The following is an 18,397-nucleotide window of genomic DNA, read 5'->3' as shown; positions in this document are numbered from 1 at the left end:
CTTGCGTCAAGAGGAGCGTTGGCCAACATCTCAGGCCCCCTCCGCGCTTTCAAGCGTCGCACGGGCCTCTTCCAGAAGGATTGGGTCAGAACAGCTGTAGCCGCCATCCACCGACAGGCAGGCGCCAGTGACGAAACTTGCATCCTCCGACAGCAGGAAGGAGACGGCGGAAGCGACCTCTTCCGGTCGGCCATCGCGCCCCAGTGGCGTGACCGCAGCAGAGCCCGCGGATCCTTCATTCGTCATGTCGGTGCTGATCCAGCCCGGCGCCACGGCGTTGACCCGCACGCCTTTGGGTCCGAAATTGCAGGCGAGGCTTTTCGTCAGGTTGACCAGAGCGGCCTTCGAGGCGGCATATGACATGCTGGCGTAGGCCCCGGTGAAGGCGTCGGTCGAGGCCACGTTGACCACGGCACTCCCCTGCCGAAGCTGACCGGCCAGCGCGAGAGTCAACCGCAGGACAGAGGTTGTGTTGATCTCGACGGTCTGGTCCCAGATGGCGTGATCGAAGCTGTTGAAATCCTCGAAAAGGACCACGCCAGCATTGTGCACCACGGCGCGCAACTGGACGCCCTGCAAGGCCGCGACCAGCGCCGACTGGCTGTCCCGCGACGCCGCGTCGAAGTGATGGGGGATGACGGACTGGCCCTGCGTTGCGGCTTCGTCCACCACGGCCTGCATGGCGGCCTCGTCCGAACGATAGGTCGCGTGAACCGCGTATCCGTCGGCCAGCAGGCGGCGCACCACCGCCCGTCCGATCCCGCGGGAACCGCCGGTCACAAGTGCAATTGGGGACGTCGTGTCGGTCATTCTTCTCTTCCTTCGGTTTCGAGGATGCGCGCCGTCTGCTGGGGTCCGCCGGTCGTATCCAGCAGGACATTCACCATGCCCTGCATCTGCGCCAGCCCCGCCGTCAGCGCATCGCGCGCAGCAGAACCGTCGCGTCGAACCAGAGCATCCAGCATCCTCAGGTGGAACCGGTCGAGCAGGTCGATCACTTCGCTGCTTTGAAACAGGACCGCCGCCTGCGGTGCGGTATGGGTCCAGGCGCGCTCGATCATCTCGACCAATGCACGCGACCCGGCCTTTTCATAGACCATCATCAGGAAGGCATTATAATGCTGGATGTAGGCAGAGGCGTTGCGGTTCTGGAGGGCCTCCCGCAGCCTGTTGTCGTAGGCGCGCAGCGCCGCGATGTCTTCGTCCGTCAGTCGCCGCGCCGCCTTTTGAACGGCGAACCCCTCAAGCTCCAGGGCGATCTCGTAGTATTCGTTGAACTGCTGGCGCGTTACCAGCGGGACCCGGGCCGAACGGTTGGCCTCGGCTTCCAGCAATCCCCGCTCGGTCAGCAGCTTGATCGCTTCGCGGACCGGCATCTCGCTGACACCATGTTCCGCCGCCAACGCGCGGATCGTCAACTTTTCGCCGGGCGACCAGCGCGCGCGAAGCAGATCCTGCCGGATCGATTCAAAAATTTCATCACGTATGCTCATGATTCTGTTCTATCACATTAAAATCACAAAATAAGCCAGAATCGGTCGAGCTGACTGTTTTTTGGCCGAAGTCGTGGGCGTGCGCTGCCAAATCCGGCCAATAACGCCCATTAATTGCGCAAATTCGCCGTGCTCCATTGGATTCAGGACGCGCTTCCTACGCGTCGCTTGCCGAACCGGATATTCTGTGATTGCTTTGTGATATTGAAGAAAGACAAGAACAACCCCAGCAGGAGTCCTCCCATGCCCAAGATCCCGACAAAGCTGACAGCGGCGGCCTGCGTGCTCGCCGGCTTCGGCACCGCCGCCATGGCAGAGTTGCAAGCCGAAACGCAGCAGCCGATCAAACTGGCCGAATTCAACATCCCCGATGCCGATTTCATCACCAATGTCTACGGCGAAGCGTTGAAACGTGCCGGATACAATGTCGAATACATCAAGGCCGATTACACCGCCCATTTCACGGCGCTGGAGTTCGGTGACATCCACATGTCGCCGGCAATCTGGTCCTCGACCCCCGACCTGACCGAAGCGGCGCTGGCCAGCCCCGACGTCGAGAATCTGGGCTCTGTCGGCGTCGATATCCGCGAAGGCTGGTGGTATCCGGACTACGTCGCCGAGCTGTGCCCGGGCCTGCCGGACTGGAAGGCCCTGCTCGAAGACGCCTGTGTCGAGGCGCTTTCGTCACCCGAAGCGCCGGGCAAGATCCGCTACATCAGCGCGCCGCCGGACTGGTCGCCCTATGACGAAGAGCGCGTGAAGTCTTTGGGCCTGCCGGTGGAGATCGTCCCGCCGGGCACCGCTGCGGCGATGGTTGCCACGATGGACGGTGCCGTCAAACGCGGCGCGCCCGCGATCGGCTTCGGCTTTGTTCCGCACTGGCTCTATGGCGCGGGCAACGGCCAGTTCGTCGATTTCCCGACGTACGACGACGCCTGCCTGACGGATGCGTCCTGGGGCGAGAATCCCGACGAGATCGGGGACTGCGACCTCCAGGCCGGCACCATTTACAAGCTCGCCTACATGCCGACCGCAGAGTGGGCGCCGAACGCGGTAGAGATCTTCCGGCGCTTCACCACGACGACCGAGGCCGTGTCGCAAGCGACCGATGACATCGAAAACGGCGGCATGTCGGCGGCCGAGGCGGCGCAGAAGTGGATGGCCGGGAATGAAGACCTGGTTCAAAGCTGGCTGAAATAGGCCGGGGACGATGCTGACATCGACACTGGAAGGGCGGGCCGGGGTTTCCGGGCCGTCCATCAGCCGCAGCCGCCTGCTTATGATCTGCGCGGCGGGCCTCTTGCTGGCGGGCTTCCTGATGCAGGGCGTTCTGCCGGCTGCGCTTTATGACTGGCCGGAGCGGTGGGTCCTGCCGCTTCAGGAGGCCGCAACCGACTGGCTGACCTACATCCTGCGCCGTTCGGATATCGGAGGCAGGCCGCTGATCGCCTGGACCCGCGAGTTCAGCGCCTATGTCAACATCCCGCTAGAGTTCCTCCAGTCCCTGCTGACCAAGGGCTGGCTGATCCCGGGTGCAACCGCCGCCGAAACCCTGCGGATTCCGTCGCTGTCCTGGCTCAGCGTGACCGGCGTGGCGGTTTTTCTCACGTACGGCGCATCAGGCCGTGGCCTCGCGATCCTTACCGCGGCGACACTTGCCTATTTCGCCGTCTTCGGATTGTGGGAAGACGCGATGCTGACCGTCGCCTCGGTGGCCTTCATCGTCGTCGTGGGGTTCGCGATCGGTCTGGCGCTTGGCACGCTGATCTGGCGCCACCCCCGGCTCGAGACGGTGTTTTCGCCGATCTTCGACGTCATGCAGACGCTGCCGATCTTCAGTTACCTCGTGCCCGTGGTCCTGCTGGTCGGCTTCGGCCCGCTGTCCGCCGTCATCGTCACGCTTGTCTTTTCGCTGCCGCCCATGGCGCGGGCCACTGTCCTCGCCCTACGGCAAGTGCCGCCCGAGATCCGGGAACTGGGTGACATGACGGGCGCCTCGCAGGGGCAGTACATCCTCAAGATGCTGATCCCTTCGGCGAAGACGGGGCTTATGATCGGGCTGAACCAGCTCATCATGACGACGCTCGCCATGGTGATCCTCGCCTCGATGATCGGGGCCGGCGGTCTGGGCGGCGAGGTTCTGCAATCGCTTCAGATCCTGCGGTTCGGGCGCGGCCTTGAGTCCGGTCTCGCCATCACCCTGCTCGCCATCGTCCTCTACCGCTACGGCAGCGCGCTTGCGCATCGCCGCCCCCGCCACGATGCGACATCCACGCTGGGCCGGGACCTTGCCATCGTCGGCGCCCTGATCGCCTTGCCATCGCTCGCCGGTCTTCTCTGGCCCGTCGCGCAGCGCTATCCCGAAGCGCTGACCATCACGTCAGAGCCGCTGTGGTCCGGGGCCATCGACTTTGTCAACCTGCATTCGGGCGAAAAGCTAGAGGCGCTTCGGGTGTTTCTGTCGCTGAACCTGCTCATCCCCCTGCGCGGCGCAATCATGGGTATGGGCTGGGCCAGCGTCGCCCTCGCGCTGTGCCTCGTGGGCTGGGCGGCAAGCGGGCCGCGTCTGGCCATCGCCAGTGCTGCCGTGATCGCGATCATCGCCGCGACCGGCTATTGGGAGCGGGCCGTGATCACCGTGCACCTCGTGCTTGTTGGCGTGCTGCTTGGCATCGCCATCGGCGTTCCGTTCGGCATCTGGTCGGCGCTGTCGCGGCGCGCGAAATCTGTCATCGACGTGGCGGTCGATCTGATCCAGACCCTGCCTTCGCTGGTCTATCTGGTGCCCATCGTCATGCTGCTGGGGCCGGGCGATGTGTCTGCCGTGCTTGCCATTGCCGCCTATGTCGTCGGGGCGGTCATCCGCTACTGCGACCACGCGCTACGCTCCGCGCCGGACAGCCTGATCGAGGCGGTGCGCAGCACCGGGGCGACTGAAGCCCAGGTGTTCCGGATCGTCCGCCTGCCCTTTGCGGTGCCGGGTCTGCTGCTGGGTCTGAACCAGGCCATCATGCTGGGCATCAGCATGGTCGTCGTCACCGCACTCGTCGGCACGCGTGGGCTGGAGCAGGAAACGATCACCGCCCTTGCCCGGGTCGATCCCGGCCGCGGGCTGGTCGCGGGGGCCATGGTCTGCCTGATAGCCATCACCATCGACCGGCTTCTGGCCGCCGTCGCTCGCAAGGCCTCAACCGTGCCCGCGGCGCCAACACACTGACAGGACGCAAAAATGCGCATATTCACCAGCGACGCTCACCTTGGCCACAGGGCACGGATGGAATTCGTGCCGGGGCAGATGGTCCCGGCCATCGAGACACCCGACCGCATCGACGCAGTGCTGCGCGGCCTCGACCGGCACGGGTTCGCGGCCCCGATCGAGGCCGACCCCGCCGCGCACGAGGATCTGCGCCTTGTCCATTCCGAGGCCTTTCTGGCTTTTCTGAAATCTGCCTGGACCGAGTGGGAAGCCGCCTTCGGCCCGGAGCTTGACGGCTACGGCTTCGTCTGGCCGACGCGCAACGCCTTTGGCCGGATTCCAGAGGCCATAGAGGGCAAGATCGGCCATTTCTGTTTCGACGGCGTCAGCGGGTTGACGCCCGGAATGTGGATGGCGAGCGTCGGTGCTGCAGGCGCGGCCCTTGCGGCGGCCCGGTCCGTTCTGGCGGGCGAGGGTCACGCCTTTGCGGCCTGCCGGCCGCCAGGCCACCACGCCTCGGCCGATCTCATGGGCGGGACGAGTTATCTGAACAACGCAGCCCTCGCCGCGGCTTGGATGGCCAATCAGGGTGCGCGGGTAGCGACAGTGGACATCGACGCCCACCACGGCAATGGCACGCAGTCTGTCTTCTGGGCGCGCGGCGACGTGCTGACCACCTCGCTGCACATAGACCCCGCCCATGATTATCCCTATTTCACCGGCTACGCAGACGAGCGTGGCGAAGGCGCTGGCGCGGGCCTTAATCTCAACGCGCCACTGGCGGTCGGCAGCGAGGGGGACGCCTTCCTCTCGTCACTCTCGGAGGTGCTGTCCGACGTTCGGCGGTTCTCGCCCGATTATCTGATCGTGCCGCTCGGCGTCGACGGCTTTGTCGGCGATCCAGTGGGCAAGATGTCCCTCTCAACAAAGGACTTCGCCCGGATCGGCGATGCACTGGCGGACCTCGGCCTCCCCACCGTCTTCACGATGGAGGGGGGCTATTCCACAGAGGCGCTCGAAACCTGCGTGCCGATGGTTTTGCACCCGTTTCGCGGCTGACCACCCGCTTCAGAACCCTGCGGCATAGCCGTCCTTTCTGGGATCCGAAGCGCCGATCAGAACGCCCCGCGCGTGATCGATCGCGATTGCCTGCGCCCCGCCGATGGGTTCGTCCACCACTTGCAACGCATGGCCCTTCTCCATCAGGCCATACATGACCTCGGGCGGCAGGCTCCGCTCGATGTCGACGCCCGAGGCAAGGGTGAAAAGACGTGGCAGGTCCAACGCGGCCTGCAACTCCATTCCGTGATCGTAGAGCGCCGACACGACCCGGGCCTGTCCGATGGGCTGGTAATCGCCCCCCATGACCCCGAAGCTCAACACCGGCTTTCCGTCTTCGGTCACCATGCCGGGCATGATCGTGTGCATAGGCCGCTTGGACGGCGCCAGCACGTTCGGATGATCGGGATCAAGCGAGAAGGAATGCCCCCGGTTCTGGAACAGCACGCCCGTTTCAGGGCACAGGAGGCCGCTGCCGAACCCGTGGAAGATCGAGTTGATGAAGCTGACGGCATTCATGTCCTTGTCCACGACCGTCATGTAGACCGTGTCGGACTTTCGCACCTCCACCGGACCGGGATCGCGCATCGCCCGCTCCATGTTGATCCGCGACCGCAGCTCACTGGTGTAGGCCTCTGACAGCAGGTCCTCGGGGCGGGCCTGCAGGGCATGCGGATCGGTGATGTGCCGGTTGCGCACTGCAAAGGCAAGCCGGGCCACCTCGATCTCCAGGTGCATCCGGTCGGCGGACATCATCGGCATCGCGGACAGATCGAAACCCGACAAAAGGTTCAGCATGACAAGGGCTGTCATGCCCTGGTTGTTGGGCGGCACCTGATGCACCCTGCGCCCACGGTACTCGGTCGAGATCGGATCGACGAAATCGCCGCTGACCGCCGCGAAATCGTCCTCGCAGTGCACGCCGCCGTTGGCGCGCAGAGTGCGCAGCATCGCGGCGGCAATCTCGCCGGTATAGAAAGCCGCTGGTCCCTGCTTCGCAACCCGTTCGAGCGTCTGCGCCAAAGCCTCCTGGCGATGGACGTCGCCCACTGCCGGGCAGGCGCCACCGGGCATGAAGACGGCGCGGCTTGCCTCGCGCGAAGCCAGAAGCTGTTCCGATTGCCGCCAGTCCCAGGCGACGCGGGCGTGCACCGGGTATCCGTCGCGCGCAAGCGCAATCGCCGGACGCAGCAAGCGCTCCATATCAAGCCGTCCATAACGCGCGTGCAGCTTGAACCAGCCGTCGATGGCCCCGGGCAAAGTGACGGAATGAATGGAATCGACCGGCACTTCGGTCAGCCCTTCGGCGCGCAGCTGCTCCGCGCTCGCGGCGCTGGCAGAGCGGCCAGAGCCATTGAAGGCAGTAACCCGGCCTGCGTCATTGGCGGCACTGACCAGGGCGAAACAATCACCGCCGATGCCCGTCATCTGCGGCTCGACCACCGCCATGACCGCTGAACCCGCGATGCCTGCATCCATTGCACTGCCGCCGTCGCGCAGGACATGCAGTGCGGCCTCCGTCGCAAGCGGATGTGAGGTGGCAACCATCGCGTTGCAGGCAAGTGCCGCAGATCGGCCGGGAAAGTGAAAATCTCGCATGAGTGCCTTCTGTGTTCTTCGTGTCAATCTTGTCGTGCCGCTCTTTTCGCCCCAGCTTCGCGGCGTGCCTTGGCGATGTCGCGGATCGTCAGCATATTGGCGCGCGATACGCGAATGTGCGCGCGGGCAGCCTCGACCGCCCGGGGTGTGTCCCGCGCCAACATGGCGTCGACGATCGCCCTGTGTTCGGCGACCGCCCTTGTCCACTGGTTGACCCAGCGCACCTCGACCCAGAGGGCAAGACGCAGCTGGTCGTAAACACGCTGCGTGATCTCGATCAGCGGTTCATTGCGGGTTGCCGCCAGGATCACCTCGTGCACCTTGATGCCCAGTTCCAGATCCCGCGCCAGCACTTTGGGTTCCTCGGAGTGGCAGGCGTCAAGCGCGTCGATGTCGGCCATGACGCCTGCCAATTCGGACAGGTCTTCCGCGGTGGCGGTCTCGCAGGCGATCTCGGCGGCCATCGCGTCCAGCCCCTCGCGCACCACAAGCAACTGACAGACCGCGTCGATGTCGAGATTGGATACCGAATATCCGCTGTTGGGCTGGCTGACGACAAGTCCCTCGCGTTCCAGCCGGTTCAACGCCTCGCGGAGCGGCGTGCGGCCAATCCCCAGATCGGTCATCAGACGGGCCTCCGACAGTCTTTCGCCACGCTGCAACGTGCCGCTCAGGATCGCGGACTTCAGATCTTCGAACGCCTTCTCGCGCAGGATGCCGCGCTTCTTCGGGGCGGCGCGGGGCCGGTCGTCGGTGTCGCTTGTCATCGGAGTCCTCCAGTTGCCAGTCCGGGTCCGGACGTGCCCAGATGCCTGTTCAAACGCATCTCTATACGGCGGGACACGTAGAGAAACCCGTAGACAAGGATAAGGTACAGGACAGCGGCCAGCCCGAACGCTTCGAAGAAGGTGAAGTCGCGGGAGCCGACCGTGCGCGCGACGCCGGTAATCTCCAGAACCGTAATGATCGAGACCAGAGATGTCGCCTGGATCTGATAGACGACTTCGTTGCTGTAGGCCGGCCAGCCGATCCGCAAGGCGCGCGGCAGGACAATCAGGCGCAGACGCAGCAAACGGGTGAGGCCCAGAGCCTCTGCGGCCTCGATCTCCCCCTTCGGAATTGCCTGTATCGCGCCGCGCAGGATTTCCGATGCATAGGCGGCGCTGTTCAAGGTCAGGGACAGGATCGCGCAGAACCACGGGTCGCGGAAAAAAGTCCAGAGGCCGACCGCATCAAGCGCCGGACGAAACTGGCCACTGCCGTAGTATATCAGGAAAAGCTGCGCCAACAGGGGCGTACCACGGAAGAAGAAGATGTAAGAGGTCGCAACCCCCCGTAGCACCTCGTTCCGCGACAGCCGTGCAAGAGCGATCGGCACGGCCAGCAGGAATCCAAGCCCGCAGCTTATAGCAGCCAGCTGGATCGTCAGCCAGGCGCCCCCCAGAAAGCGCGGCAGGTTCTCGACAACGAAATCCATCATGCGCGACTTTCGGTGGTGCCGCGTGCCGCCCAGCGTTCCAGCCTTCCCTGCCCCCACATCGAGATTGCCGTGATTGCCAGATAGAGCAGGCAGGCGGCGAAAAAGAAGGTGAACGGCTGCCGAGTCGACCGCGCCGCGATGTCTGCATTGCGCATCAGCTCGGGCAGCTGGATGATCGAGATCAGCGCGGTCGCCTTGACCACCACCATCCAGACATTGCCAAGGCCCGGCAGCGCATAGCGCATCATCTGCGGCAGCTCGACCTTGCGGAACGTCACGGCCCTGCTCAGCCCCAGCGCATAGGCGGCCTCGCGTTGCCCCACCGGCACGGCGGCATAGGCGGCGCGATAGACTTCACAGGCGAAGGCGGCGTAGATCAGCGTCAGCGTGCCTATCCCCGCCACGAAGGGGTTGATCGACAGAGTGATGGGAACGCCCAGGTCCCGGCTGACATTCTGGACCAATGTCGGCACCCCGTAGTAGATGATCAGCAAAAGCACCAGTTCGGGCACGCCGCGCACGAAGGTCGTGTAGGTGTCGATCAGGATGCGTGCCGGGCGTGGCGCAAAGAGCTTGCCAATGGCGGCCAGCAACCCGAAGACCAGCGCGCCGGCCATCGACGCGATCGCCACGAACAGGGTCAGTTTGAGGCCATCAATCAACAGCCATCCGAACCCGTCAAGATCGGGCATCGCTCATCTCCTCAGGTTGCAGCCGGGCATGGGGTCTCTTGGGGCCGGCCTGTCGTGCCGGCCCCGCGCCGTCAGCCGCCGTAGATATCAAGGCCGAACCACTTGTCGGAAAGCTCCTGGTAGGTGCCGTCTTCGCGCAGCGCCTTGATCGCCTCAGAGAACGCGTCGGCGATGTACTGGTCATCCTGCCGGACCGCGACCCCTGCGCCATAGCCAAAGAACTGCGGATCGGTGAATTCGGGGCCTCGCATTTCGTAGGCCTCACCCTCCGGCGATGACAGGAAGCTCGACTGCATTGCGACCACATCGGCCATCACCGTATCGACGCGGCCGGAGACGAGGTCGAGATAGGCTTCGTCCATGGTGCCGTATAGCCTAACCTCGACGTCTGGCATGGTCGCGTTCATGAACCGTTCGAAACTTGTTGCGCGCTGGGTGCCGACGATCTTGCCGGACAGACCTTCGGCTGAGATCTCGAAGTCGCTGTCCACCGGCACCGCGAACCGGGCAGGCACCTTGTAGTAGGCTTCGGAGAAGCCGATCACCTTGCGCCGCTCATCCGTGATGTAAAGCGAGGCAATGATCGCATCGTATTTCTGCGCCTGAAGGCCGGGAATCAGCCCGTCCCAATCCTGCGCCACCCAGTCACATGTCATTTCGAGATGAGCGCACATTGCATTGCCAAGGTCGATTTCGAAGCCGGCAAGGCTGCCGTCAGATTCAGTATAGGTGAAGGGTGGATAGGCGCCTTCGGTACCAATAGTCAGGCTGTCGGGCAGGTCCTGTGCCATGACCGCCCCTGCCGTCGCCACCACGAAGGCAGCCCCGATGAGAGTCGAACGAAGGTTTCGCATGTTTTCTGGTTCCCTGTTGCTGGCGCGGTTCTCCGCATGCACTCAGCGTGGGCCGTCAGATAGTATACAATCAAGTATGTTGTTTGGGATATTGCGCGCGGGCATGCTTTTCCTGGCCCGATACGGCGACTTGTTCATTTCTTTGGCAGATCGCATGCTGCAAGCAGCGTCCCTTGGGTGCGCTGAACATCGGCGGCGTCGTCAAAGTGTCAGATGATCCGTTTCAGTCGCTCTGGTTGGCCGTCGACTGCTTGGACAGGGCGGGTTCAGAGAGGATGTCGTCAAAAAGGGCAGCCCAGTCTCTGTCCTCGAAATGGACCAGACCGAAAGCGCTTAGCAGGAAGGCGGCTTCGCTGGCCATGAACGCCAAAGCGGCTTTCCGATCCCCGGACTTCGTAAGGTCGAGCGGCTCCAGCTTGGCGCGATACCAGTCACGAAACTCCGCAATTTGGTCGGGGTGCTGCAATGCCGTTGCCATGAACACGGCGATCCGTGACTGGTCCTCGATGTCGCCGTCCCGGGTTTCCTCGACGATGGCGCGCAGGGTCTCGGCCGGTGTCGGATCGGGTCCCGTGCGCCTCGCGACCTCGGCATCGAAGGTCTCATTCCAGCGGGCGATCATCGCGCGGATCAGTTTGTCCCGCGTGCCAAAGGCATACTGAACACCGCCCTTGGTGATGCCCGCTGCCTTTGCCACGGACTCAAAGCTCAAGGCCCCTGCACCGGTGGACGAAATCAGTGTCTCGGCTGCATCCAGCACCTTGTCACGGTCAATGCTCCGAGGGCGTCCGGCCATTTTGACTCTTTCATTACGATACGACTGTATTTATATGGCGAGCCAAGGCACCGCCGTCCAGATCAAGCGACGCTGGCATCATCGACCATAGGATAGAAGACATGTTTTTACAAAACCGCTGGCTCGTGCTTGCCATTGTTTCAAGCGCCCTCTTTCTCATCGTCATTGACATGACCGTGCTTTACACGGCGCTGCCGCAGCTGACCCGCGCCTTGCAAGCCACGGCGACCGAGAAGATCTGGATCGTTAACACCTATCCGCTGGTGACGGCGGGGCTGCTCATCGGCATGGGTGGGCTGGGCGACCGACTGGGCCACAAGCCCATGTTTTTGTCAGGTCTGGTGGTCTTCGGCTTCGCCTCGATACTGGCTGCATACTCACCGACCGCCGCCGTCCTGATCGCGGCGCGAGCATTGCTCGCAGTGGGTGCCGCCATGATGATGCCGGCAACCCTATCGATCATCCGCGTCACCTTCACCGATGATGCGGAGCGGTCCTTTGCAATCGGCATCTGGGCCGCCATTGCCTCTGGCGGTGCAGCGTTGGGGCCAGTCATCGGCGGGGTTCTGCTGGAATGGTTCTGGTGGGGCTCGGTCTTCCTGATCAACATCCCCATCGCACTGGCGGCCTTTGCCGCCGGATCGCTCATGCTGGCTGACAAGCGCTCGGCCCGGTCGCATCCCTTCGATCTGATCGGATCGGTTCAGGTCATGGTGGGGCTGATCGGTCTGATCTTCGCCATCAAGGAACTGGCCAAGCGGACCCCTTCGGCCATCCTTGGCCTGGTCATGCTTGGTCTGGGGGTTATTGCCCTGACGGCTTTTGCCATCCGCCAGAGCAAGAGCGCCGATCCTCTGGTCGATTTTCGTCTTTTCCGCAATACGCGCTTCTCGTCCGGTGTGGTCGCAGCACTGGTGGCCGCCGCAGCCATGATCGGCGTCGAGCTGGTCTTCACCCAGCGGTTGCAGCTGGTCGTCGGTCTGACGCCGCTTCAGGCCGGCCTGGCAATCATGCCCATCCCCTTGGCGTCTTTCTTCGCCGGGCCGCTGACCGGCATGGCGATGCCGCGTATTGGGGCGATCCGAACCATGACCGGATCTCTCGCGATTGTAGCGGTCGCTCTGGCTCTGCTGCTGGTCACGTACCAGGGTGCACCATGGATCTGGCTGTCGGTGACGGCCGTCATGGGCTTTGGCATCGGTGCCGCAATGACGGCGGCATCCAGTGTCATCATGCAATCCGCACCTGAGAGCCGGGCGGGCATGGCGGCGTCCATCGAAGAGGTCTCGTTTGAACTGGGGGGTGCGCTTGGAGTCGCCATTCTCGGCAGCTTGATGACGGCGCTCTACACCCGGACCATGATCCTGCCCGATGGCGTTCCTACCATGGCGGCAGACAGCATCGATCAGGCCTATCTGGCGGCAGATCGGCTGAACGACGCGGCGGGCGACCTCCTCAGGTCTGCCGCACAGGGTGCCTTCGATCAGGCGTTCGCCGGCGTTATCCTGGTGAGCGCCGCGCTCGTCACTGTTTCAGCCGTCGGCATCTGGAGAATGGCTCTGGTGACCGATCGCAGGAAACTGCAACCGCAGGTTTGAGGCGCGGCGTCCTAGGCCTTTTAACACGGTTCGATCTTGTCTTCGGTCTTCAGGGTGTGGGCAGCAGGTCCATGTTTCATCTACGGCTCTTCCAGCCTAACTTGCCAATCCCGCGATGTTCCGGGAGACGGTGACGGATCACCCCGCCACCTACCTTCGCTGGAATTAGGTGTGCCGGGGGATCGGGAGGCGAATTTCAACTGCCCCGCCGCCAGTGGACTCCGCAACGCGGGCCGATCCGCCGTGGACTTCCGCGACCTGCCGGACGATGGCAAGGCCAAGACCGCACCCGCCCGAGGCATCTTCACTCATTCGAAAGAAGCGGTCGAAAACGCGTTCGCGCTGGTCTTCGGGAATGCCTGGTCCTGAATCCGACACACGGACAACGACTTCAGAATCGTCAAATTCCACCAAAAGCTCGACTTCACCCCCATCGGGGCAGCCGTACTTGCCGGCGTTGTCCAAAAGGTTCTCGATAGCTTCGGACAGCATGACCGGATCGCCCAGAACCGGACGTTCCTCGCCGCTCATCTGGAACGAAACGGACACACCGCGCCGCAGTTCCCGTTCGGCAAACCGCTTTACGAGGGTTTCCGACAACGCCCGGACATTCACCGCCTGCGATTTATTGATGGCAGCGCGTCCACGCGCTTTTTCCATCGACAAGAGCTGCTGTGTCAGGCGACCTGTGCGCCGCGCCGTCTCGGCCAGTTCTTCGACGCGGACCCGGAGTTCTTCCTCGCTCGGCGCGGTTGTGGCCGCCTCCGCTTGCGCCTGAATGGCAGCGACCGGATTGCGCAATTGATGCGCCGCGTCCGAGATGAAGGCATCGCGCAGCGTGAAGGCTTCCGATAGCCGGGCGAACAGCGAGTTCATTGCCGCGACGAGACTTCTTACCTCTTTCGGAACCGTTCGCCTGATAGGGCCGAGATCATCGGGCGATCGCTGGGCGACGGCATCTCGCAGGTTCAGGAGCGGTCTGAGCCCGCGATTGATCCCGAACCAGACAAGAAGCGCTGCCGCCGCAACCACGATTGCCATAAGGATGACGGATTGCATCAACAGCGACAGGCTCAGGGCACTGCGCTGGTTGACGGTCTGCCAGACGTCGACAGTGACCCAGCCGCCGAATTGCGGCTCGGCGATGAATTCTCGCAACGTGACGACGCGAACCGGTTCTTCAAAGCTCATCGCATCGTAAAAAAACGGGATACCCGAGAGGACTTCGGCACCCTCGGGGCGTTTGGGAGCGTCGGAATAGCCGGTTACGAAACGCCCTTCCGGGCCTTCAATGCGGTAGTATACCGGGTCGCCGAGCGCCTGGGTCAGAGAGTCCAGCAGTTGCTCTGTCAGCACGTCCCCTTCGCTGAGGACCACGTCGCGCGATATCGTTAGGGCGACCGCCAGCAACGTATTGTCGTAGAGCCGCTGAGAGGTTTCTTCGGCCATGACAAAGCGCGCAACGCCGGCAAGCGCCGAGATGGCGGTCAGCGGCAGGATGATCAGGACGAATAGCCGGCTTCGCAGCGACAAGCCGCTCATTTGGAGCCGTCGTCCAGGAGATATCCCAACCCGCGTGCCGTGCGTATCGTCGCCCCTGTTTCCGCCAGCTTGCGCCGCAGGCGAGAAACCAGCAGTTCCACGGCATTCGCCTCGACGTCCGCTCCCACCCCGTAGAGCGTGTCGGAAATGCGGTCCTTGGACACGATGCGGCCGGAGTGGTCCAGGAGGCACTCGAACAGGGCGAGTTCGCGCCGGGGGAGGTCGATCGGGCCTGCGGGGCCGATCAAGACGCGCGCCGTGCGGTCGAAGCGCATGTGGCCGATCTTCACCACGCCGGTCCGCAGGTCGGATTTTCGCCGTGCAAGGGCCCGTATCCGCGCAGCCAATTCGCCCATCTCGAACGGTTTGCCGAGGTAATCGTCGGCGCCGGCATCCAGCCCCGTGATCCGGTCGTCGAGGTCGGTCCGCGCCGTGAGCAGGATCACCGGTACCGTGCTTCCCTGTTCTCGCAGCGTGCGCACGATCTCGAAACCGGAGAGGCCGGGCAGATTGACGTCTATGATCGCGAGATCGGCGCCCTCTGACTTCAGAAACTGGCTGCCTTCGAACCCGTCCGACAACCAGTCGACAGCATGACCTTGGTCGGACAAGGCGTTCACGACGCCTTTGGCCAGACTATCGTTGTCTTCGATCAGGACAATTCGCATTTCTTCCAGCCGGACAGGTTTTGGACAGGATGCGGCATTAATGTGCAGCTTATCAAGTCGCCCGGATGTCAGGACGTCCGGAAGTCTCGTGTCTGGGAGGAGCATGGGAAGCTGCGGTCATCTGCGATGACGCCCTTTCTGCAAATCCGAACAGTTTATGCTTAAAGGGAGGAACCCGCATGAAAGCATTGCTCAATACCACCCGCCGTGGCGCCATCGCCATGACCTTCGGTGCCGCCGCGTCCCTTGCATTGGCCGGGTCGGCCATGGCGGAGGTGTCGTTCGAAGGCAAGACCATCGAATGGATCATTCCATTCTCTGCCGGTGGCGGGTCGGACACCTGGGCGCGGTTCAACGCGCCTCTTCTGGGCAAGTACCTGCCCGGCGAGCCCACAGTGGTCGTCGTGAACGAGCCCGGCGGCGGCTCGACCAAGGGGACCAACCTGTTTGCCGCCCGTGCCAAGCCCGATGGTCTGACCATCCTCGGCACCTCCGGCTCCACCCAGTTCCCCTACCTGCTGGGCGACCCGCGCGTGCGCTATGAATATGCCGATTGGGAAATCGTGATGGCCTCGCCGACCGGCGGTGTCGCATACACGTCGCCTTCGACCGGCGTCACCAGCCCGGAAGAGATCGCCAAGCTGGCCGGCCAAAAGCTGGTCTACGCCAGCCAGGGCGCGACCTCGCTGGATCTCGTGCCGCTCTTGGGCTTCGAGCTGATGGGCCTGGACGTGCAGCACGTCTTTGGTTTCAAGGGCCGCGGCGACGGACGTCTGGCGTTCGAGCGCGGCGAAACCAACATCGATTACCAGACCTCGTCCGCCTACATCAAGAACGTCCAACCGCTGGTCGATGCGGGCACCGCGGTGCCGCTGTTCAGCTGGGGCGTTCTCGACGAGAACGGCAACCTGATGCGCGACCCGACCTTCCCGGACCTGCCGCATTTCGGCGAAGCCTATGAAATGGTGACCGGCAAGGCGCCGGAGGGCCCGGGCTACGACGCCTACTTCGCTTTCTTCACGGCCGGTTTCCCGGCCCAGAAGATGGTCTTCCTGCCTAAAGGCACCCCGCAAGAGATCGTCGACGCCTATCAGGCAGCGGTCGAGGCGATGAAGGCCGATCCGGAGTACCAGGAAAACAAGGAAGCCGTCCTTGGCACCTACGAGCAAGTGACCGGCCAGGCGGCGCAGGCGCTTTTCGAAAAGGGCACGCAGATCACCCCCGAGCTGCGCAAGCAGGTGGTCGACATGCTGGCGACCGATTACGGCGTCAAGCTCGGCACCGACGACTGAGGCCTGATCGGCCCCGACTGGATCGGTTCAATCAATCCGGCCCGCTCCAGGTGAGCGGGCCGCAGAAGCCCGACCATCCAACCCTTTGTCCGCATCCCACATCGCCCGGGGCGTTGCCGCGCCGGGTTGGAGACTTTCGTCATGATGGATACCCTGCTTTCGGCATTGGCCGCCCTGCTTACGCTTCAACACCTTGCCTACATGCTGCTCGGCGTCTCGCTGGGGTTGGTCATCGGCATCATCCCCGGCCTCGGGGGCATCGCCGGTCTCTCTCTTCTGGTGCCGTTCCTTTATGGAATGGACCCGATTTCGGCGCTTGGGATGCTGATCGGCCTCGTTGCCGTGATCCCCACCTCTGACACTTTCTCGTCGGTGCTGATGGGAATACCCGGGTCGAGCGCCAGCCAAGCGACCGTGCTCGACGGCTTTCCCATGGCCAAGCAGGGGCAGGCGGCGCGCGCACTGTCCGCGGCCTTCATCTCTTCACTGTTCGGGGGCGTGGTGGGCGCGGTGATCCTGACCGGGTTCGTGCTGATCGCCCGGCCACTCATCCTGCTCTTCGGCTCAGCCGAACTGTTCATGCTTGCGCTTTTCGGCCTATCGATGGTGGCCGTGTTGGCGGGGCGCAGCTTGCCGAAGGGCCTGGCCGCCTGCGCCGTGGGCCTGTTGATCGGTTCCATCGGTGGCGCTCCGGCGACCGGCGAATTCCGCATGATCTTCAACACCGAATACCTTTATGACGGCATTCCGCTGGTCATCATCGGCCTGGGTCTGTTCGCCATCCCGGAGATCTCGGACCTTCTGCGCAAGAACAGCTCTATCGCCGAGGGCAATACGTTGGGCTCCGGGTGGGCCATGGGCTTTCGGGACTGGTGGCGCAACATCTTCCTGTCGATCCGCTGTTCGGGCTTCGGCTGCATGATCGGCGCCATTCCCGGCCTGGGCGGGTCTGTGGTGGACTGGATTGCCTACGGCCACGCGGTGCAGACCGCCAAGGACACCTCGCAATTCGGCAAGGGCGACCCGCGCGGCGTGGTCGCGCCCGAAAGCGCAAACAACGCGATGCAGGGCGGTGCGCTACTTCCGACGATGCTGTTCGGCATTCCGGGGTCCGGGTCGATGGCGGTATTTCTGGGCGGCATGGTCCTGATCGGGATCGAACCCGGCCCGTCGATGGTCGGCCCCGACCTCAACATCACCTATTCGATCATCTGGTCGCTGGCGCTGGCCAACATCATGGGCGCTGGCATCTGCCTTGCTCTGGCGCGTCCGATCTCTCGCCTGACTGCCATTCCGTTCCAGTTGCTCGCACCCTGCATGATCGCTCTGATCTGCTTTGCCGCCTTCCAGGCGACGCGCGATCTGGCGGACCTCGTGGCGCTGCTGGCCATCGGCCTGATCGGCATCCTGATGAAGCGGTTCGGCTGGCCGCGTCCCGCACTGCTGATCGGCTACGTGCTGGCCCCGCAGGCCGAGACGTTCTTCTATCAGGCACTCCAGTTCAACGGCTGGGAATTCCTGATCCGTCCCGGTGTGCTGATCATCGGCGCGCTGACGCTGGCCTCGATCTACTTCGGCCTCAAGAACCGAGTGGACGATACCGGTCCCACTGACGAAACCGTCGTCACCTCGCGCGCCAGCCGTGGAATCCAGATCGTCTTTGCGGTCGCCATGCTAGCGTTCTTCAGCATGGCGCTGTGGGATGCCTCGCAGCACTCGATGCTGGGCTCGGTCTTCCCGATGGGTGTCGGCATCGTCGGAGCGGTCTACGGCACAATCCTGCTGGTGCACCTGTGGCGCGGTCACGATGACCACCCGGCCTTCTTCGATTACGAGATCGTCGGCGATCACGTGGGCAACGCGGGCAACAGCTGGTTCTGGACCGGGCCTGCCTGGATCGCAGGGCTGGTCGTGATGACGGCGCTTGTGGGCTTCTACATCGCGATGATCGTCTTCTTCGTGGCCTTCCTGCAAGTGCGGGCCAAGGCTTCGTGGTCCACGACCATCCTGATGACCGCCTGCGCCGCGGCCTTCATCCTGGGCCTGGCCTACATGCTTAGCCTGAACTTCCCGTCGGGCTGGCTGCAGAGTGCCTACGACCTGCCCTGGCCGATCCGGTGAGAACCCC

General features: G+C 63.5%; 16 protein-coding genes. 6 read left to right on the top strand and 10 right to left on the bottom strand.

The window, feature by feature from the left end:
• Positions 1 to 30 precede the first annotated feature (30 nt).
• Both ABFK29_RS22385 and ABFK29_RS22380 read right to left on the bottom strand, forming a co-directional pair.
• Positions 31 to 810, bottom strand: coding sequence for an SDR family NAD(P)-dependent oxidoreductase (locus ABFK29_RS22385; RefSeq protein WP_005861814.1), 780 nt, complete (start codon positions 808 to 810; stop codon positions 31 to 33).
• A complete protein-coding gene (locus tag ABFK29_RS22380; protein ID WP_005861815.1) occupies positions 807 to 1,493 on the bottom strand; it encodes a GntR family transcriptional regulator in 687 nt (228 codons plus the stop codon). The genes ABFK29_RS22385 and ABFK29_RS22380 overlap by 4 nt, the downstream gene beginning before the upstream one ends.
• A 243-nt stretch (positions 1,494 to 1,736) precedes the next feature.
• Here ABFK29_RS22380 and ABFK29_RS22375 point away from each other — a divergent pair, with 243 nt between their 5' ends.
• Genes ABFK29_RS22375 through ABFK29_RS22365 form a run of 3 tightly spaced genes read left to right on the top strand, consistent with a single transcriptional unit; the run spans position 1,737 to position 5,748 of the window.
• Positions 1,737 to 2,693 (top strand): ABC transporter substrate-binding protein, encoded by a 957-nt coding sequence (locus ABFK29_RS22375; RefSeq protein WP_005861817.1) that lies wholly within the window; start codon positions 1,737 to 1,739, stop codon positions 2,691 to 2,693.
• A 10-nt stretch (positions 2,694 to 2,703) separates the two neighbouring features.
• Entirely contained in the window at positions 2,704 to 4,710 is a 2,007-nt protein-coding gene (locus ABFK29_RS22370) for an ABC transporter permease (protein ID WP_040604917.1), read from the top strand.
• Positions 4,711 to 4,722: 12 nt separating this feature from the next.
• Complete coding sequence (locus ABFK29_RS22365) at positions 4,723 to 5,748, top strand: histone deacetylase family protein (protein WP_040604918.1); 1,026 nt, start codon at positions 4,723 to 4,725, stop codon at positions 5,746 to 5,748.
• A 9-nt stretch (positions 5,749 to 5,757) separates the two neighbouring features.
• On the opposite strand, the gene ggt is transcribed toward ABFK29_RS22365, so the two are convergent.
• The 6 genes from ggt to ABFK29_RS22335 form a co-directional block, all read right to left on the bottom strand.
• The gene (gene ggt, locus ABFK29_RS22360) at positions 5,758 to 7,347 is read right to left on the bottom strand and encodes a gamma-glutamyltransferase (protein WP_040604919.1); all 1,590 of its coding nucleotides are present in this window, start codon (positions 7,345 to 7,347) and stop codon (positions 5,758 to 5,760) included.
• A gap of 23 nt (positions 7,348 to 7,370) precedes the next feature.
• Positions 7,371 to 8,114, bottom strand: coding sequence for a GntR family transcriptional regulator (locus ABFK29_RS22355; protein ID WP_005861825.1), 744 nt, complete (start codon positions 8,112 to 8,114; stop codon positions 7,371 to 7,373).
• Positions 8,111 to 8,827 carry an ABC transporter permease gene (locus ABFK29_RS22350; RefSeq protein ID WP_005861827.1) on the bottom strand — a complete coding sequence of 239 codons (717 nt, stop codon included), beginning with the start codon at positions 8,825 to 8,827 and terminating at the stop codon, positions 8,111 to 8,113. The genes ABFK29_RS22355 and ABFK29_RS22350 overlap by 4 nt, the downstream gene beginning before the upstream one ends.
• On the bottom strand, positions 8,824 to 9,519 hold the full coding sequence (locus ABFK29_RS22345) for an ABC transporter permease (protein WP_005861829.1): 696 nt from the start codon (positions 9,517 to 9,519) through the stop codon (positions 8,824 to 8,826). Before ABFK29_RS22345 ends, ABFK29_RS22350 begins: the two co-directional genes overlap by 4 nt.
• A gap of 71 nt (positions 9,520 to 9,590) precedes the next feature.
• Positions 9,591 to 10,373, bottom strand: a complete 783-nt coding sequence (locus ABFK29_RS22340) for a transporter substrate-binding domain-containing protein (RefSeq protein WP_040604920.1) — start codon at positions 10,371 to 10,373, stop codon at positions 9,591 to 9,593.
• Positions 10,374 to 10,596: 223 nt separating this feature from the next.
• Positions 10,597 to 11,169, bottom strand: coding sequence for a TetR/AcrR family transcriptional regulator (locus tag ABFK29_RS22335; RefSeq protein WP_005861833.1), 573 nt, complete (start codon positions 11,167 to 11,169; stop codon positions 10,597 to 10,599).
• A gap of 101 nt (positions 11,170 to 11,270) precedes the next feature.
• On the opposite strand from ABFK29_RS22335, the gene ABFK29_RS22330 reads away from it, so the two are divergent.
• Positions 11,271 to 12,767, top strand: coding sequence for an MFS transporter (locus tag ABFK29_RS22330; RefSeq protein WP_040604921.1), 1,497 nt, complete (start codon positions 11,271 to 11,273; stop codon positions 12,765 to 12,767).
• A gap of 165 nt (positions 12,768 to 12,932) precedes the next feature.
• On the opposite strand, the gene ABFK29_RS22325 is transcribed toward ABFK29_RS22330, so the two are convergent.
• A complete protein-coding gene (locus tag ABFK29_RS22325) occupies positions 12,933 to 14,309 on the bottom strand; it encodes a sensor histidine kinase (RefSeq protein WP_005861837.1) in 1,377 nt (458 codons plus the stop codon).
• The gene (locus ABFK29_RS22320) at positions 14,306 to 14,977 is read right to left on the bottom strand and encodes a response regulator transcription factor (protein ID WP_005861839.1); all 672 of its coding nucleotides are present in this window, start codon (positions 14,975 to 14,977) and stop codon (positions 14,306 to 14,308) included. The genes ABFK29_RS22325 and ABFK29_RS22320 overlap by 4 nt, the downstream gene beginning before the upstream one ends.
• Before the next feature lie 179 nt (positions 14,978 to 15,156).
• Here ABFK29_RS22320 and ABFK29_RS22315 point away from each other — a divergent pair, with 179 nt between their 5' ends.
• Both ABFK29_RS22315 and ABFK29_RS22310 read left to right on the top strand, forming a co-directional pair.
• Positions 15,157 to 16,269, top strand: coding sequence for a tripartite tricarboxylate transporter substrate-binding protein (locus ABFK29_RS22315; protein WP_005861842.1), 1,113 nt, complete (start codon positions 15,157 to 15,159; stop codon positions 16,267 to 16,269).
• A gap of 141 nt (positions 16,270 to 16,410) precedes the next feature.
• On the top strand, positions 16,411 to 18,390 hold the full coding sequence (locus ABFK29_RS22310; RefSeq protein WP_040604922.1) for a tripartite tricarboxylate transporter permease: 1,980 nt from the start codon (positions 16,411 to 16,413) through the stop codon (positions 18,388 to 18,390).
• Positions 18,391 to 18,397 lie beyond the last annotated feature (7 nt).

Origin of the sequence: Sagittula stellata E-37 (genome assembly GCF_039724765.1) — a bacterium.
Taxonomy (GTDB): Bacteria; Pseudomonadota; Alphaproteobacteria; order Rhodobacterales; family Rhodobacteraceae; genus Sagittula; species Sagittula stellata.
Note: the sequence above shows the minus strand (reverse complement) of the source record. Positions and strands in the feature narration are given on the sequence as shown.

Excerpts from the sequence above, each read along its gene's own strand:
- ABFK29_RS22320 (WP_005861839.1), bottom strand. The coding sequence starts at position 14,977 with ATGCGAATTGTCCTGATCGAAGACAACGATAGTCTGGCCAAAGGCGTC.
- ABFK29_RS22335 (WP_005861833.1), bottom strand. The coding sequence starts at position 11,169 with ATGGCCGGACGCCCTCGGAGCATTGACCGTGACAAGGTGCTGGATGCA.
- ABFK29_RS22310 (WP_040604922.1), top strand. The coding sequence starts at position 16,411 with ATGATGGATACCCTGCTTTCGGCATTGGCCGCCCTGCTTACGCTTCAA.
- ABFK29_RS22345 (WP_005861829.1), bottom strand. The coding sequence starts at position 9,519 with ATGCCCGATCTTGACGGGTTCGGATGGCTGTTGATTGATGGCCTCAAA.
- ABFK29_RS22315 (WP_005861842.1), top strand. The coding sequence starts at position 15,157 with ATGAAAGCATTGCTCAATACCACCCGCCGTGGCGCCATCGCCATGACC.
- ABFK29_RS22385 (WP_005861814.1), bottom strand. The coding sequence starts at position 810 with ATGACCGACACGACGTCCCCAATTGCACTTGTGACCGGCGGTTCCCGC.
- ABFK29_RS22375 (WP_005861817.1), top strand. The coding sequence starts at position 1,737 with ATGCCCAAGATCCCGACAAAGCTGACAGCGGCGGCCTGCGTGCTCGCC.
- ggt (WP_040604919.1), bottom strand. The coding sequence starts at position 7,347 with ATGCGAGATTTTCACTTTCCCGGCCGATCTGCGGCACTTGCCTGCAAC.
- ABFK29_RS22340 (WP_040604920.1), bottom strand. The coding sequence starts at position 10,373 with ATGCGAAACCTTCGTTCGACTCTCATCGGGGCTGCCTTCGTGGTGGCG.
- ABFK29_RS22350 (WP_005861827.1), bottom strand. The coding sequence starts at position 8,827 with ATGATGGATTTCGTTGTCGAGAACCTGCCGCGCTTTCTGGGGGGCGCC.
- ABFK29_RS22325 (WP_005861837.1), bottom strand. The coding sequence starts at position 14,309 with ATGAGCGGCTTGTCGCTGCGAAGCCGGCTATTCGTCCTGATCATCCTG.
- ABFK29_RS22330 (WP_040604921.1), top strand. The coding sequence starts at position 11,271 with ATGTTTTTACAAAACCGCTGGCTCGTGCTTGCCATTGTTTCAAGCGCC.
- ABFK29_RS22370 (WP_040604917.1), top strand. The coding sequence starts at position 2,704 with ATGCTGACATCGACACTGGAAGGGCGGGCCGGGGTTTCCGGGCCGTCC.
- ABFK29_RS22355 (WP_005861825.1), bottom strand. The coding sequence starts at position 8,114 with ATGACAAGCGACACCGACGACCGGCCCCGCGCCGCCCCGAAGAAGCGC.
- ABFK29_RS22380 (WP_005861815.1), bottom strand. The coding sequence starts at position 1,493 with ATGAGCATACGTGATGAAATTTTTGAATCGATCCGGCAGGATCTGCTT.
- ABFK29_RS22365 (WP_040604918.1), top strand. The coding sequence starts at position 4,723 with ATGCGCATATTCACCAGCGACGCTCACCTTGGCCACAGGGCACGGATG.